This window comes from Pseudomonas sp. KD5, assembly GCF_012932895.1.
Classification (GTDB): Bacteria; Pseudomonadota; Gammaproteobacteria; order Pseudomonadales; family Pseudomonadaceae; genus Aquipseudomonas.
Window position 1 is genome coordinate 245,106 of the sequence record NZ_JDWJ01000001.1, and the last position, 16,149, is coordinate 261,254.

The following is a 16,149-nucleotide window of genomic DNA, read 5'->3' on the forward strand; positions in this document are numbered from 1 at the left end:
CCTCTCAAGATCGTTCCCACGCTCGGCGTGGGAATGCATCTCTGGACGCTCCGCGTCCGCTGTTCACAATGCGACGCAGAACGTCGCGGGCTGCATTCCCACGCAGAGCGTGGGAACGATCAAACCACTACTTCCGACTCAGTTTCGACGGCCTTCACCGCCTTCAACTGACGCATCTGCTCACAGCCCCACAACACCCGCTCCGGCGTCGCCGGCGCGTCGATTTTCGGTTGATGCCGGTAGTCGCCCAAACTCGCCACGGCGTCCTTGATCGCGCACCAGACGGCGATGCCAAGCATGAACGGCGGCTCACCCACAGCCTTGGAATGGAACACCGTGTCTTCCGGGTTCTTGCGGTTTTCCACCAGCTTCACCCGCAGGTCCAACGGCATGTCCGCCACGGCCGGGATCTTGTAGCTGGCCGGGCCGTTGGTCATCAGTTTGCCTTTGTCGTTCCACACCAGTTCTTCCATGGTCAGCCAGCCCATGCCCTGGATGAAACCGCCCTCGACCTGACCGATGTCGATGGCCGGGTTCAACGAGGCGCCGACGTCGTGGAGGATGTCGGTGCGCAGCATCTTGTACTCGCCCGTCAGGGTGTCGACGATCACCTCGGCGCAGGCCGCGCCGAAGGCGTAGTAGTAGAACGGCCGGCCGCGAGCCTGGCTGCGGTCGTAGTAGATTTTCGGGGTCTTATAGAAGCCAGTGCTCGACAGCGATACCTGGGCGAAATACGCCTGCTGGATCAGCGCTTCGAACGTCAGGATGTGATCGCGAACCCGCACATGCCCGTTGTGGAATTCCACGTCTTCTTCGCTGACCTTGTATTGCCGCGCAGCAAATTCCACCAGGCGTTTCTTGATGATTTCCGCGGCGTTCTGTGCGGCTTTACCGTTGAGGTCGGCGCCGCTGGAAGCGGCGGTTGGCGAGGTGTTCGGCACTTTGTCGGTGTTGGTCGCGGTGATCTGCACCCGGTCCATTTCCACCTGGAATACTTCAGCCACCACTTGCGCAACTTTGGTGTTCAACCCCTGGCCCATTTCGGTGCCGCCGTGGTTCAGGTGGATGCTGCCGTCGGTGTAGACATGCACCAACGCACCCGCCTGGTTGAGGAAACTGGCGGTGAAGGAAATGCCGAATTTGACCGGGGTCAGCGCCAGGCCTTTTTTCAGGACCGGGCTGTTGGCATTGTAGCGACGGATCGCTTCGCGGCGCTCGGCGTACTGGCTGCTGGCTTCCAGTTCGGCGGTCATTTCCTCGAGCATGTTGTGCTCGACGGTCTGGTAGTAATGGGTGACGTTGCGCTCGGTCTTGCCGTAGTAGTTGGCCTTGCGCACCGCCAGCGGATCGAGGCCCAGATGACGGGCGATGGCGTCCATCACTTCTTCGATGGCGACCATGCCTTGCGGGCCGCCGAAACCACGGTAAGCGGTGTTCGACGCGGTATTGGTCTTGCAGCGGTGACCGTTGATGGTCGCATCGCCCAGGTAGTACGAGTTGTCGGCATGGAACATCGCGCGGTCGACAATCGACGCCGACAAGTCCGGTGAGCAACCGCAGTTACCGGCCAGCTCCAGAGCGATGCCGTGCAGGCGGCCGGTACTGTCGAAGCCCACGTCGTACTCGACGTAGAACGGGTGACGCTTGCCGGTCATCAGCATGTCTTCAACACGCGGCAGGCGCATTTTGGTGGGTTGACCGGTCAGGCGCGCGATCACCGCGCACAGGCACGCCGGGCTGGCAGCCTGGGTTTCCTTGCCGCCGAAACCACCGCCCATGCGGCGCATGTCGACGACGATCTTGTTCATCGACACGTCCAGCACTTCCGCCACCAGTTTCTGCACTTCGGTGGGGTTCTGGGTCGAGCAGTAAACGATCATCCCGCCGTCTTCAGTCGGCATCACCGAAGAGATCTGGGTTTCCAGATAAAAGTGTTCCTGGCCGCCGATGTGCAGCGTGCCCTGGATGCGATGCTCGGCAGTGGCCAAGGCATTGGCCGAATCGCCGCGCTGGTGGGTATGGCTGTCGAGCACGAAATGGCGTTTGCGCAGGGCTTCGACCACGTCCAGAACCGGTTCGAGGTCTTCGTATACGATGATCGCTGCCATCGCGGCTTTGCGCGCGGTTTCCAGGTCTTTCGCGGCGACGGCGAGCACCGGTTGACCGACGAACTGCACGTCATCGATGGCCAGCAGCGGATCGCCCGGCAACAGCGGGCCGATGTCTTTCAGGCCTGGCACGTCTTCGTGGGTGATGGCGATGCGCACGCCTTCGAATGCGTAGCAGGGCTTGGTGTCGATGCTGATGATTTTCGCGTGGGCGCGGTCCGACAGCCGAGCATAAACGTGCAGCTGATTGGGGAATTCCAGCCGATCGTCGATGTACTGTGCTTCACCGGACACATGCTTGGCGGCGCTGTCGTGCTTGACGCTGCGGCCGACTCCGGTGGTCAGGTCCTTGGCGAACAATTCAGCCAGTTCGGCTTGGGTCTTCTCTACAGCGTGATGATTAGACATAAGCGGTCACCCGAGTCTCGATGTGCGGTGTTTGCAGTTCGATGAAGTATTTGCGCAGGAGGTTCTGCGCGCTGAGCAGGCGGTATTCCTTGCTGGCGCGGAAGTCCGAGAGCGGTGTGAAATCTTCGGCCAGTGCGGCGCAGGCGCGTTCAATGGTGGCGTTGTTGAACGGTGCGCCAACCAGCGCGGCTTCGCAGTTTTTCGCGCGTTTGGGGATGGCCGCCATGCCGCCGAAAGCAACGCGGGCGTCGGCGACTACGCCATTGTCGATGCGCAGGTTGAAGGCTGCGCAGACCGCGGAAATGTCATCGTCCAGACGCTTCGATACCTTGTAGGCGCGGAACAGTTGTTCAGCGCTGGCGCGGGGCACGATGATCTTCTCGATGAACTCGCTTTCCTGGCGCGCGGTGACCCGGTAATCGATGAAGTAATCCTCCAGGGCCAGGGTGCGGCGAGTCTCGCCTTTGCACAGCACGATCTGCGCGCCAAGGGCGATCAGCAGCGGTGGCGAGTCACCGATCGGCGAGGCGTTACCGATGTTGCCGCCGAGGGTGCCCTGGTTGCGAATCTGCAACGAAGCGAAGCGCTGCAGCAATTCGCCGAAGTCCGGGTACTCGGCTTTCAAAGCGTCGTAACAGTCGGAGAGGGCGGTGGCGGCGCCGATTTCCAGGCGATCGTCGAAGCGCTCGATGCGCTTCATTTCGGCGACGTTGCCGACGTAGATCATCACCGGCAAGGTGCGGTGGAATTGCGTGACTTCCAGCGCCAGGTCGGTACCGCCGGCCAGCAGGCGGGCCTGTGGATAAGCGTCGTAGAGGTCGGCCAGGTCGGCCACGGTCAACGGCACCAGGCAGCGTTTGTCGCCACTGTTGAGTTCGCCGATGTCGGTGGGGGCGATGGCTTTCAGGCGAGCGATGGTTTGCGCTTCGCGAGCATCGAACTGATCCGGTTGCTTGCCGCAGCAGGATTGCTCGGCAGCGGCCAGGATCGGCCGATAGCCGGTGCAGCGGCAGAGGTTGCCGGCCAGGGCTTCATGGGCCTTGTGGGCGTCCGGTTGATCGCTGTTCTTTTGCAGGGCGAACAGCGACATGACGAAGCCAGGGGTGCAGAAGCCGCACTGCGAGCCGTGGCACTCAACCATGGCTTTTTGCACGCTGTGCAACTCGCCCTTGTGCTTGAGGTCTTCGACGCTGATCAGTTGCTTGCCGTGCAGCGACGAAACAAAGGTCAGGCAGGAGTTGAGGCTGCGATAGCGAATGTGTTCGCGGCCATCGTCATCCGTCTGCAACTCGCCGACCACCACGGTGCAGGCGCCACAGTCACCGCTGGCGCAGCCTTCTTTGGTGCCGGGTTTGCCCACATGTTCGCGCAAGTAATTGAGCACGGTCAGGTTCGGGTCCAGGGCGTGCTCGCTACGGAGTTCCTGGTTTAATAAAAACTGGATCACGGATGGCCTCGCAAACTCATTATTGTTGTTAACCGACATGAGCCGAATTTATCAGGTCTGACTTTTCGGTCAATGATTTTCTGACTTAAAGGTCAGGAAATGGCATTTTGTCGATCAACGACTCGTTCCTTCATTATTGACCCTCACGGGATAGCCTGCTTTTTGCTTGAATCGTGCCAAAAACCGCTGGGTGGGCACTCCGCCATGACCCATCAATTGCGCTACACTGCGCCGCTTGTGCAGATCGAAGAGTTTGAAGGACAACCATGACGTTCAAGGCGCCGGACAGCCTCGCCGAGCAAATCGCTCACCACCTCGCCGAACGTATCATTCGCGGCGAAATGAAGCCGGGGGAGCGCATTCAGGAACAGAAGGTCACGCTGGCGCTCAATGTCAGCCGCGGTTCAGTCCGTGAGGCCTTGCTGATTCTCGAGCGCCGCCACCTGATCGCGATTTTGCCGCGACGTGGCGCCCATGTGACCGAACTCACGGCGCACAAGGTGCAGAGCCTGTGCACGCTGATGAGCGAGTTGTACATCTTGCTCGGCAACGCCGTGGCTAGCGGCTGGCAAGTCCAGGCCGACATGGCGCCGTTCCTGCAGATCCAGCAGCGCCTGACCGACAGCTACGAACGCCAGGACATCCGCACGTTCGTCGACGACAGCTTCAGCGTGATGCGCGCCGCGTATCCGTTCGCCAACAACCCGTACCTGCAGGAAACCGTCGAGAATCTGCAGCCGGCCATGAGCCGTGCGTATTTCCTTGCCCTGGAGCAGCGCAAGGCCTCGATGAGCGAGTTCCTTGAACTGTTCGAACGCCTGCTGGCCGCCGTGCTGGCCCGTGACTTTGCGCAGATCCGCGTGGTGCTGACGGCGTATGCCCAGCGCAGTTGCGATCTGGTGGTTTCTGCCTTGACGGTCGCTTAAGCGTGCGGCTCAAGTGCATTAAACTGGCGGGGTTCAAATCCTTCGTCGACCCGACCACGGTGAACTTCCCCAGTAACATGGCGGCGGTGGTCGGGCCCAATGGTTGTGGCAAGTCGAACATCATCGACGCCGTGCGTTGGGTGATGGGCGAGAGCTCGGCCAAGAACTTGCGCGGCGAGTCGATGACCGACGTCATCTTCAACGGCTCCACCAGCCGTAAACCGGTGAGCCAGGCGAGCATCGAGCTGGTGTTCGATAACTCCGATGGCACCTTGATCGGCGAATACGCCGCCTACGCGGAAATTTCCATCCGCCGCAAAGTGACCCGCGACAGCCAGAACAGTTATTTCCTCAACGGCGCCAAATGCCGTCGTCGTGACATCACTGACATTTTCCTCGGCACCGGTCTCGGCCCGCGCAGCTATTCGATCATCGAGCAGGGGATGATCTCCAAGCTGATTGAAGCCAAGCCGGAAGACCTGCGCAACTTTATCGAAGAAGCGGCGGGCATCTCCAAGTACAAGGAGCGTCGACGCGAAACCGAAAACCGCATCCGCCGCACCCACGAAAACCTGGCCCGCCTGACCGACCTGCGCGAAGAGCTCGAGCGTCAGCTTGAACGCTTGCACCGCCAGGCCGAGGCCGCCAAGAAGTATCAGGAATACAAAGGCGAAGAGCGTCAGCTCAAGGCCCAGCTGTCTGCCTTGCGCTGGCAGGCGCTGAACGAGCAGGTCGGCCAGCGCGAAGCGATCATCGGCACCCAGGAAATCACCTTTGAAGCCCTGGTGGCCGAGCAGCGCAACGCCGACGCGGCCATCGAACGCCTGCGTGACGGGCATCACGATCTGTCCGAGCGCTTCAATCTGGTGCAGGGGCGCTTCTATTCGGTCGGCGGCGACATCGCCCGGGTCGAGCAGAGCATCCAGCACGGCCAGCAGCGCTTGCGTCAATTGCAGGACGATCTGAAAGAAGCCGAGCGCGCGCGGTTGGAAACCGAATCGCACTTGGGCCATGACCGCACTTTGCTACTGACCTTGGGCGAAGAGCTGGACATGCTCACGCCGGAGCAGGAAGTTACCAGCGCCGCCGCCGAAGAGGCCGCCGCCGCACTGGAAGAATCCGAAACCACCATGCATGGCTGGCAGGAGCAGTGGGACACCTTCAACCTCACCGCCGCCGAGCCCCGTCGCCAGGCTGAAGTTCAGCAGTCGCGGATCCAGCAGCTGGAAACCAGCATGGAGCGATTGGCCGATCGCCAAAAGCGTCTGGCCGAAGAGCGCGCGCTGCTTTCGGCGGACCCGGAAGACGCGGCGATCATGGAACTCAGCGAGCAGTTGGCCGCGTCCGAGGCGACGCTGGAAGACTTGCAGGCCAGTGAAGAGGCGCAAGTCGAACGTCTTGAGCAACTGCGTCAGGAGTTGCAGCAAGCGCTGTCGGCGCAGCAGCAAGCCCAAGGTGATTTGCAGCGGCTCAACGGTCGGTTGGCATCGTTGGAAGCCTTGCAGCAAGCCGCGCTCGATCCGGGCACCGGCACCGCCGAATGGCTGCGCGAACAGCATCTGGCGGATCGTCCGCGTTTGGCCGAAGGCCTGAAAGTTGAAGCGGGTTGGGAGCTGGCGGTGGAAACCGTGCTCGGCGCCGACCTGCAAGCGGTATTGGTGGATGACTTCGGTGATTTCGATCTGGCCGGGTTTGCCCAAGGCGATTTGCGCCTGCTCAGCCCGGCCAGCGATGGCGTGCGCATGCCCGGCAGTTTGCTCGACAAGGTCGAGGCGCAGATCGATCTGTCGCCATGGCTGGGGCAGGTCAAGCCGGTCGACAGTCTTGAACAGGCCTTGGCCTTGCGCGGGCAATTGGCTGCCGGCCAAAGCCTGATCAGCCGCGACGGTTACTGGGTCGGCAGGCACTTTTTACGCGTGCGTCGGGCCAGTGAAGCGGAAAGTGGCGTGCTCGCCCGTGGTCAGGAAATCCAGCGGCTGGGCCTGGAGCGTGAAGAACGCGAAGCCACGGTCGAAACCTTGGAAACCCAACTTCAGAATCTAAGGGCGCAACAGCGTCAGCAGGAAAACGGCCGCGAACACTTGCGCCGTCTGCTGCAAGACGAAGCGCGTCAGCAGGGCGAATTGAAAGCCCAGTTGTCGGCCGGTAAAGCCAAGGTCGAACAATTGACCCTGCGCCGCAGCCGTCTCGATGAAGAACTCACCGAGCTCAGCGAACAGCGCGCCCTGGAACACGAAAACATCGGCGAAGCGCGCCTGCAGTTGCAGGAAGCCCTCGACAGCATGGCGGTGGATACCGAGCAGCGCGAGTTGCTGCTGGCCCAGCGCGACAGCCTGCGCGAACGCCTCGACCGGGTGCGCCAGGAAGCCCGGCAGCACAAGGACCATGCGCATCAATTGGCGGTGCGCCTGGGGTCCCTGAAGGCGCAACACGACTCCACCCGTCAGGCTCTTGAGCGGCTGGAAATGCAGGCAGAGCGCCTGACCGAGAAGCGCGAACAGCTGAGCCTCAATCTGGAAGAGGGCGAGGCACCTCTGGAAGAGCTGCGGCTGAAACTCGAAGAGTTGCTCGACAAACGCATGACCGTCGACGAAGAGCTCAAGACCGCGCAAATCGCCATGGAAGACGCCGACCGTGAACTGCGCGATGCGGAAAAGCGTCGGACTCAGGCCGAGCAGCAATCCCAGTTGATTCGCAGCCAGCTCGAACAGCAACGCATGGAATGGCAAGCGTTGACGGTGCGGCGCAAGACCTTGCAGGATCAATTGCTCGAAGATGGCTACGACCTCAATGGCGTGCTCGCCACACTGGTGGCCGGGGCCAGCGAGAAAGACGCCGAAGAAGAACTCGAGCGTATTGCCGCACGGATTCAGCGCCTCGGCGCGATCAACCTCGCGGCCATCGACGAATACCAGCAACAATCCGAGCGTAAACGTTATCTGGATGCTCAGAACGACGATCTGGTGGAAGCACTGGACACTCTCGAGAACGTGATTCGCAAGATCGACAAGGAAACCCGGAACCGCTTCAAAGATACCTTTGATCAGATCAATGGCGGTTTACAGGCCCTTTTCCCAAAAGTTTTCGGTGGAGGCAGCGCCTATTTGGAACTGACGGGCGAAGATCTACTCGATACAGGGGTGACGATCATGGCGCGGCCGCCAGGAAAGAAGAACAGCACCATCCATTTGCTCTCCGGTGGCGAAAAAGCCCTGACCGCATTGGCCCTGGTATTTGCCATCTTCAAGTTGAATCCGGCGCCGTTCTGCATGCTCGATGAAGTTGACGCGCCATTGGATGACGCTAACGTTGGACGCTACGCACGGCTGGTCAAAGAGATGTCGCAGACGGTGCAGTTCATCTATATCACCCACAACAAGATCGCCATGGAAATGGCCGATCAATTGATGGGGGTGACGATGCACGAACCGGGTTGCTCGCGTCTGGTGGCAGTGGATGTGGAGGAGGCGATGGCCATGGTGGACGCCTGAGTCATTGGGTGTAGGGCAAGTAATTTTGAGCTGTAGGGCTTTTTTACCTGCCTTGATTTGATGGCTAATCGACATATTCGCGCCAGCCAATGTGACAGACGGTGTAAAGTTATCTTTGGTCGTGCTAGTTTAATGTCAATTTTTCGTATACGTGGGCAAAACGCCTGTCAGAACATAGAGTTGGCGCCACGTTTTAAAGCGGTTTACACAATGTAAACCCCTTATTTTTCAGCATTTTTTATAGAGGCACGGGATTACATGGAAATCGGTCTGCGCGAGTGGCTGATCGTCATCGGCATTATTGTCATTGCCGGTATTCTTTTCGATGGCTGGCGTCGCATGCGCGGCGGCAAGGGAAAACTGAAATTCCGTCTTGACCGAAGTCTGTCCAACCTGCCGGACGAGGACACCAGCGCCGAGCTGTTGGGCCCGCCTCGCGTGCTGGACACCCAGAAAGAACCGCAGCTGGACGAGCACGACTTGCCGTCGGTGAGCATGCCTGCCCGTGAACCGCGCGAATCGGGTTCCAAGCGTGGCAAGCGTGGCCATGGCGAGCCGTCGCAAGGCGATATGAACCTCAGCCTGGACCTGGACGGCGGCCCGAGCTTCAGCAGCCGTGACAACGATTTCCCGGATGACAGCAAGTCCGCCAGTTCACCTGAAAAAGATCAGCCACAAGCCGAAGAAGTGCTGGTGATCAGTGTGATCTGCCGCGACCCGGCCGGCTTCAAGGGCCCGGCGCTGTTGCAGAACATTCTGGAAAGCGGTCTGCGTTTCGGCGAGATGGATATTTTCCACCGCCACGAAAGCATGGCCGGTAACGGTGAAGTGCTGTTCTCGATGGCCAACGCGGTCAAACCGGGCGTTTTCGATCTGGATGATATCGACCACTTCAGCACCCCGGCGGTGAGCTTCTTCCTCGGCCTGCCAGGCCCGCGTCATCCGAAGCAAGCCTTCGACGTGATGGTGGCGGCGGCACGCAAGCTGTCCCAGGAGCTGAACGGCGAACTGAAGGACGACCAGCGCAGCGTGCTGACCGCCCAGACGATTGAGCACTACCGTCAGCGCATCGTCGAATTCGAACGTCGCGCATTGACCCAGAAGCGTTGATCTGTAGGAGCCAGGTTTGCCGTACCGCTGGCTCCTGCAATGATTTGTACAGCATCAACAGATTGAGCAGCCTCGGCTGCTCTTTTGCTTTATGAGAGAACACCCATGACTGCCGCCGAAACCCGCATTCTAGAGCTGCGCGCCGAGCTCGATCAGCACAACTATCGCTACCATGTGCTGGATGAGCCGAGCATTCCGGACGCCGAATACGATCGCTTGTTCCATGAACTCAAGGCGCTCGAAGCGGCCCATCCCGAACTGATCACCAGCGACTCGCCGACCCAGCGCGTCGGCAGTGCGGCGCTGTCGGCGTTCACTCAGGTGCGTCATGAAGTGCCGATGCTCAGCCTTGGCAACGCCTTCGAAGAAACCGACATGCGCGAATTCGATCGCCGGGTGACGGAAGGTCTGGACTTGCCGGTCGGCGACCTGTTCGGTGGCGGCGCAGCGGTGGAGTACAGCTGCGAACCCAAACTCGATGGCCTGGCGGTCAGTCTGCTGTATCAGGACGGTATGCTGGTGCGCGGCGCTACTCGCGGCGATGGCACCACCGGCGAAGACATCAGCGTCAACGTGCGCACCGTGCGCAATATCCCGCTCAAGCTGCACGGCAGCGGCTGGCCGGCGACCCTGGAAGTGCGCGGCGAAGTGTTCATGTCCAAGGCCGGTTTCGAGCGGCTCAACGCCACGCAACTGGAAGTCGGCGGCAAGACCTTCGCCAACCCGCGGAACGCGGCGGCAGGTAGCTTGCGGCAGCTGGATTCAAAGATCACCGCCAACCGACCGCTGGAATTCTGCTGCTACGGCATCGGCCAGGTTTCCGCCGATATCGCCGACACGCACATTGGCAATCTGCAGCAACTCAAAGCCTGGGGTATGCCGATCAGTCATGAATTGAAATCGGCTCGTGGCATCGATGAGTGCCTGGATTACTACCGCGACATCGGCGAACGCCGCAATGCGCTGCCCTATGAAATCGACGGCGTGGTGTTCAAGGTCAACAGCATTGCCTCCCAGCGCGAGTTGGGTTTTCGTGCTCGCGAACCGCGTTGGGCTATCGCGCATAAATTCCCGGCGATGGAAGAACTCACCGAGTTGCTCGATGTGGAGTTTCAGGTCGGTCGCACCGGTGCCGTGACGCCGGTAGCACGCTTGAAACCGGTCAAGGTCGCCGGCGTTACCGTGGCCAATGCGACGTTGCACAACATGGATGAGGTCGCGCGGTTGGGGTTGATGATCGGCGACACCGTGATCATCCGTCGCGCCGGTGACGTTATTCCGCAAGTGGTGCAAGTGGTCATCGAGCGTCGTCCTGAGGATGCGCGACCGGTACAGATTCCCGAGCAGTGCCCGGTCTGCGGTTCGCATGTCGAGCGTACGCAACTGGTCAAGCGCAGCAAGGGTCGCGAGACTGTCAGCGAAGGTGCGGTGTATCGCTGCGTCGGCCGTCTGGCCTGCGGTGCGCAACTCAAGCAGGCGATCATTCACTTCGTTTCACGCCGCGCCATGGACATCGAAGGGCTGGGCGAGAAGAGTGTCGAGCAACTGGTGGACGAAGGTCTGGTGAATTCGCCAGCCGATTTGTACGCATTGACCTTCGAACAAATCGTCGACCTCGAAGGCTTTGCCGAGCTGTCGAGCAAGAACCTGCTCGGCGCCATCGAAGACAGCAAGCGCCCGAGCCTGGCGCGGTTCATCTATGCCTTGGGTATCCCTGATGTCGGCGAAGAGACGGCCAAGGTGCTTGCACGGTCTCTCGGCTCGCTGGAGCGGGTTCAGCAGGCGTTGCCGCAAGTGCTCACGTACCTGCCGGATGTCGGGCTGGAAGTGGCTCACGAGATTCACAGCTTCTTTGAAGACGCGCATAACCAGCAGGTGATTGCCAATCTGTTGAAGCACGGCCTGCAGATTCAGGATCAGGGGGCGTTGGGGGCTGAATTCGCTGCAAGCACCACGCTTGGCGGTTTTCTCGACAAGCTGAACATTCCTTCGGTCGGGCCGGGCGGGGCGCAGAAGCTTGCCGACAAATTCGGCTCGCTTGAAGCGGTGATGAATGCTGACTGGCTGGACATGCGCCAGGCGTTGCCGGAGAAGCAGGCGACCTCGGTGCGTGAGTTTTTTGCGGTCGCAGAAAACCGTCAGCTCGCCGAGTCCGCTGAAAAGCAGCTGCGCGATTTCGGCATGCATTGGCAGAGCGAGAAAAAAGTCGTCGAAGGATTGCCGCTGGCTGGGCAGACCTGGGTGCTGACCGGTTCGCTGGAACTGATGAGTCGCGACATTGCCAAGGACAAACTTGAAAGCCTCGGGGCCAAGGTGGCCGGTTCGGTGTCGGCCAAGACCCATTGCGTGGTCGCCGGACCGGGCGCAGGTTCGAAGCTGGCCAAGGCTAATGAGCTGGGGTTGAAGGTGCTGGATGAGGAGGCGTTTGTCGAGTTTCTTGGCAGGCACAATATTTCGGTTTAACTGATCGTTCCCACGCTCTGCGTGGTAACGCATCCCGTGACGCTCTGCGTCACAGCGGACGCGGAGCGTCCGGGGCGGCATTCCCACGCAGAGCGTGGGAACGATCATGTCTGAGCAATGATCTAGTCTTGGCAGTCCCCAAAGAGAGATCGCCATGTACCGCTTCTTCGAACAGCTCAGCTCGCGCATCGCCGCGCCCTTCATGGGTGAGCATTTGCGCAACAGCAAGGTCTGGCATTGTCGCTGCGGGCAGTCGCTGTTCTTTCGCAACAGCCAGTGCCTGGCCTGTTCGGCGGCGCTGGGCTATCAGCCGCAGCAAAGTCGCTTGTCATCGCTGCAACCCGGCCCGCAAGCGGATACCTGGTTGCTCGACGCCGACCCTGACGCCGGTATTTTCCGCCGTTGCGCCAATCTCGATTCCCCGGCTGCGTGCAACTGGTTATTGCCGGCCAATCATCACGATGGGTTGTGCATCGCCTGTAGCCTGAATCGCACCATCCCCGACCTGTCGATTTCCGAGAATCACGAGCGCTGGCGCAAAGTGGAAACCGCCAAGCGTCGCCTGGTGGCGCAGTTGCTCAGCCTGGGCTTGCAGGTCATTCCCAAAACGGTGGACGAAGGGGCTGGTCTGGCCTTCGATTTCATCGGTATCGACCTCGAAGGCAAGCCGCCGACCACCGGGCACGCCAACGGCCTGATCACCCTCGATGTCAAAGAAGCCGACGACGCCCACCGCGAGCAGGTTCGCGTGCAGATGCACGAACCCTATCGCACGCTGCTCGGTCACTTTCGGCACGAGACAGGGCATTACTACTGGGACCGGCTGATCGCCAACAGTGCCTGGCTGGAACCGTTCCGCGGCCTGTTCGGCGACGAGCGTGCCAGCTACGCTGAGGCTCTTGAACAGCATTATCAACAAGGTGCGCCGCTCGACTGGCAGCAACATTACGTCAGCGCCTACGCCACCATGCACCCTTGGGAAGACTGGGCGGAAACCTGGGCTCACTACCTGCACATGATGGATGCGGTAGACACCGCCCTGGGTTTTGGCATGAGTGCCCAGGAAATGGAGTTCGACTATCAGCCGTTTCCGCCCAGCACGCTGTTCGACCCACAGCACCCCGGCGGGCCGGCGTTCCTGTCGTTCGTCAATGCGTGGATCGAACTGGCCGGCATGCTCAACGAGCTGTCACGCAGCATGGGGCAGCCGGATTTCTATCCGTTCGTCTTGCCGCCGGCGGTGATCGCCAGGCTGCACTTCATTCACCTGGTGATCCAGCAAGAGGGCGGCCGGGCAGATGAAGTGTTGGTGCAATAGGATCAAAGGATCGCGGCCTGGTCGCGATCTTTTGAAGGCCGGCGCATGTCCTTGAAGCGGCTCATGTTTTTTAATCTGCCCGAACGGTTGTAACTTCGTCTCAGATAGGTACAATGGCGCGGCTCGCCGTCAGGTGAGCGTTGTTATGGTGACCCCATCGGTCCCCCCGCAACGATTACCCGTGAACCTGGTCAGATCCGGAAGGAAGCAGCCACAGCGGGAACATTGTGTGCCGGGGTGTGGCTGGTGGGGTTGCCTCCATAACGCAACACGAACCCTCTCTCGTGTTTTCTATCTAAAAATACTGTTTTGCTTTCCCTGCCATGGAGCTCATCCAGGGCGGCTTTTCGTCGTTTCCGAATGAAACAACGGGATATAAAAAAGGAGGCCGATCTGTCGCATTCGACAGGTCGGCCTCCTTTTTTTTGATTGTAAGCATCAAGGCTTGGACAAGGCCTGGTCAACCGCTGCGATCAGCTTTCCCAGATCCTTCGGGGTGGCTTTGTGTATGACGCTGAACAGGTACGCTCGCTGTTCATCCTCGTCGCCTAGATCTGCGAAAAAGGCTTTCAGCTTCACACCCAGCACGTCGGCAAGCAGGAACAATGCTTCCACGCTGGGGGTATAGGTGCCAGTTTCGAAGCGGCTGATGGTTTTGGGGTCAAAACCGGTTTTTTCGCCGAGTTCAGCCTGAGTAAGCCCTGCGACCTTGCGGTAGCGTCGGATGGCTGGACCCAAACTTGAAATTTGCATCGCTCAATTCCCATTTAGAATCAAGAACTTAACGATAGATTTTTGCATTAGGCAACTGCATGATCCATCACCTTGCTTTGCAAAATGTGATGCATTTCGTAGAATCGCCGCTTCGGAGGGGGTTTTGGTGATCTGCTGTCTGAAGTTTAGGCGATATGAAACAGCCAGCATTGTCTTCCCTTGCCGGGTGTGCAGAGAAGCCGTTGGCGGTCTGAAACCCTCGCGAAATGTTACCAGAGTCGGTGTTGCTACCTTGCCCGAGACTAGTTGATCTTCGGCGGTCCGGGGGCCATCAAATGCTGTTCATGGAGTGATAACGTGTCTCTGCGCTGTACGTCTCAAAACATCTCTTCCGGGCATCCTGCACTGGTCGAGCGGTACCTCCGCTAGCGACAGTGAGCCTCACTCATGGATGAGAAATACCGCAGGGCCGTGGATGCCGCCGCAATTTTTTCCGAGACTGATCTGAACGGCCGGATTACTTACGTCAATGATCAATTCTGCGTCGTGTCCGGCTACAGCCGCGAGGAATTGCTGGGGCAAAACCATCGCCTGCTGAACTCCGGCCTGCATTCCGCCGATTTCTTCGCTGCCATGTGGCGCACCATTGCCCTGGGCAATATCTGGAAAGGCGAAATCTGTAATCGCGCCAAGGATGGCAGGTTGTATTGGGTCGACAGCACCATGGTGCCGGTGCTCGACGACACCACCGGGCTCGTTGATCGATACCTGTCGATTCGTTTCGACATCAGCGAAAAACGCCAATTGCTGCAATCCCTGCAATGGCGAGTCGGGCATGACGTACTGACCGGGCTGCCCAATCGCGCGTTCCTGTCGGATTTGCTGGATCAGGCGCTGGAGTTTTCCCGGCAGGAAAACATTCCGCTGGCAGTGTGCATGCTTGACCTCGACGGGTTCAAAGCGGTCAACGACGGCTACGGTCACGCCAGTGGCGATATGCTGCTGGTGGAAGTGGCCAAGCGTCTGCGTGACATTGTGCGCGGCGAAGATGTGGTGGCGCGATTGGCCGGTGACGAGTTCGTGCTGGTGTTGCGTTACGTGCGTGATCTGCCGGAATTGCGCGCGGCGTTGAGTCGCGTGCTGGGGGCGATCTCGGCGCCTTACACATTGCACGGCAAGGACATCAATGTATTTGCCAGTATCGGCGTCACCCTGTTTCCCCATGACAATGAAGATGCCGAAACCCTGCTGCGCCACGCCGACCAGGCGATGTATGTGGCCAAGCAGCGCGGGCGAAACCGCTTTCATCTGTTCGATGTGTCCCGGGATCAAGAGGTCAAGGCCACGCACCAGACCGTCGAGCGGGTGCGTCAGGCGCTGGTCGCCGGTGAATTTCGCCTGCACTTTCAGCCCAAGGTGAACATGCGCCGTGGCGAGGTCGTCGGTTTCGAGGCCTTGTTGCGTTGGCAGCACCCGCAAAACGGCATGGTGCCGCCCCGGGAGTTTTTGCCGCTGGTAGAGGATACCGACCTGATCATCGATATCGGCGAATGGGTGATGGACCAGGTGCTGGCGCAGTTGCACCGCTGGCAGCAAGCGGGGCAGGGCTGGCCGATCAGTATCAACATCGCGGCGCGACATTTTCAGCGCGCGGATTTCGTTGACCGGCTCAGACAGGTACTCGCTCGGCATGCTCAGGTTGCCCCGCGGATGCTTGACCTGGAAATCGTCGAGTCGGTGGCGATCGAGAATATCCAGCATGTCAGCGCCTGTTTGCAGGCCTGTCAGGCGTTGGGGGTGCAGTTTTCCCTGGGTGATTTCGGCACCGGTTATTCGTCCCTGAGTTATCTCAAGCGTTTACGCACCCAGACTATCAAGATCGACAAGTCATTTGTGCGTGACATTCTGAATGACCGGGATGACCTGGCCCTGACCACGGCGGTGATTGGCCTGGCCCGCGCATTCGGTCGGCAGGTGATTGCCGAGGGGCTGGAAAGCCTTGAGCACGGTGAGTTGTTGTTGCGGCTGGGGTGCGAAGTCGCTCAAGGCTATTTCATCGCCCGTCCGATGCCGCCCTCCGAGGTGCCGGCCTGGGTGGCGGGGTTTGTCGCCCCGTCGCAATGGCAGGCACTCGATCAAATAGCCTGACTCGCTCTATATAGCA

9 protein-coding genes and 1 other RNA gene are annotated in these 16,149 nt (G+C 59.8%); 7 read left to right on the top strand and 3 right to left on the bottom strand.

Annotated elements, in window-relative coordinates; genetic code table 11:
• Window positions 1-119: 119 nt before the first annotated feature.
• Together xdhB and xdhA are read right to left on the bottom strand one after the other, a co-directional pair.
• On the bottom strand, window positions 120-2,516 hold the full coding sequence (xdhB, locus tag AF70_RS01160) for a xanthine dehydrogenase molybdopterin binding subunit (RefSeq protein ID WP_028941142.1): 2,397 nt from the start codon (window positions 2,514-2,516) through the stop codon (window positions 120-122).
• Complete coding sequence (xdhA, locus tag AF70_RS01165) at window positions 2,509-3,963, bottom strand: xanthine dehydrogenase small subunit (protein WP_028941143.1); 1,455 nt, start codon at window positions 3,961-3,963, stop codon at window positions 2,509-2,511. Before xdhA ends, xdhB begins: the two co-directional genes overlap by 8 nt.
• Window positions 3,964-4,229: 266 nt before the next feature.
• Between xdhA and AF70_RS01170 the strand changes: the two genes are divergently transcribed.
• The 6 genes from AF70_RS01170 (at window position 4,230) to ffs (ending at window position 13,523) form a co-directional block, all read left to right on the top strand.
• Window positions 4,230-4,889: a GntR family transcriptional regulator gene (locus tag AF70_RS01170; RefSeq protein WP_018925281.1), complete on the top strand. Its 660-nt coding sequence runs from the start codon at window positions 4,230-4,232 to the stop codon at window positions 4,887-4,889.
• Window positions 4,890-4,891: 2 nt separating this feature from the next.
• On the top strand, window positions 4,892-8,380 hold the full coding sequence (smc, locus tag AF70_RS01175) for a chromosome segregation protein SMC (RefSeq protein ID WP_028941144.1): 3,489 nt from the start codon (window positions 4,892-4,894) through the stop codon (window positions 8,378-8,380).
• A gap of 258 nt (window positions 8,381-8,638) precedes the next feature.
• The gene (gene zipA, locus AF70_RS01180) at window positions 8,639-9,490 is read left to right on the top strand and encodes a cell division protein ZipA (RefSeq protein ID WP_019579886.1); all 852 of its coding nucleotides are present in this window, start codon (window positions 8,639-8,641) and stop codon (window positions 9,488-9,490) included.
• Window positions 9,491-9,595: 105 nt separating this feature from the next.
• A complete protein-coding gene (gene ligA / locus AF70_RS01185; protein WP_028941145.1) occupies window positions 9,596-11,953 on the top strand; it encodes an NAD-dependent DNA ligase LigA in 2,358 nt (785 codons plus the stop codon).
• Window positions 11,954-12,107: 154 nt separating this feature from the next.
• Complete coding sequence (locus AF70_RS01190; protein WP_028941146.1) at window positions 12,108-13,271, top strand: putative zinc-binding metallopeptidase; 1,164 nt, start codon at window positions 12,108-12,110, stop codon at window positions 13,269-13,271.
• A gap of 155 nt (window positions 13,272-13,426) precedes the next feature.
• An RNA gene (ffs, locus tag AF70_RS01195) (signal recognition particle sRNA small type) lies at window positions 13,427-13,523 on the top strand.
• Window positions 13,524-13,709: 186 nt separating this feature from the next.
• Here ffs and AF70_RS01200 read toward each other — a convergent pair.
• Entirely contained in the window at window positions 13,710-14,024 is a 315-nt protein-coding gene (locus AF70_RS01200; protein WP_007933342.1) for a helix-turn-helix domain-containing protein, read from the bottom strand.
• A gap of 408 nt (window positions 14,025-14,432) precedes the next feature.
• Here AF70_RS01200 and AF70_RS01205 point away from each other — a divergent pair, with 408 nt between their 5' ends.
• Complete coding sequence (locus AF70_RS01205; RefSeq protein ID WP_019579889.1) at window positions 14,433-16,133, top strand: bifunctional diguanylate cyclase/phosphodiesterase; 1,701 nt, start codon at window positions 14,433-14,435, stop codon at window positions 16,131-16,133.
• Window positions 16,134-16,149: the final 16 nt, after the last annotated feature.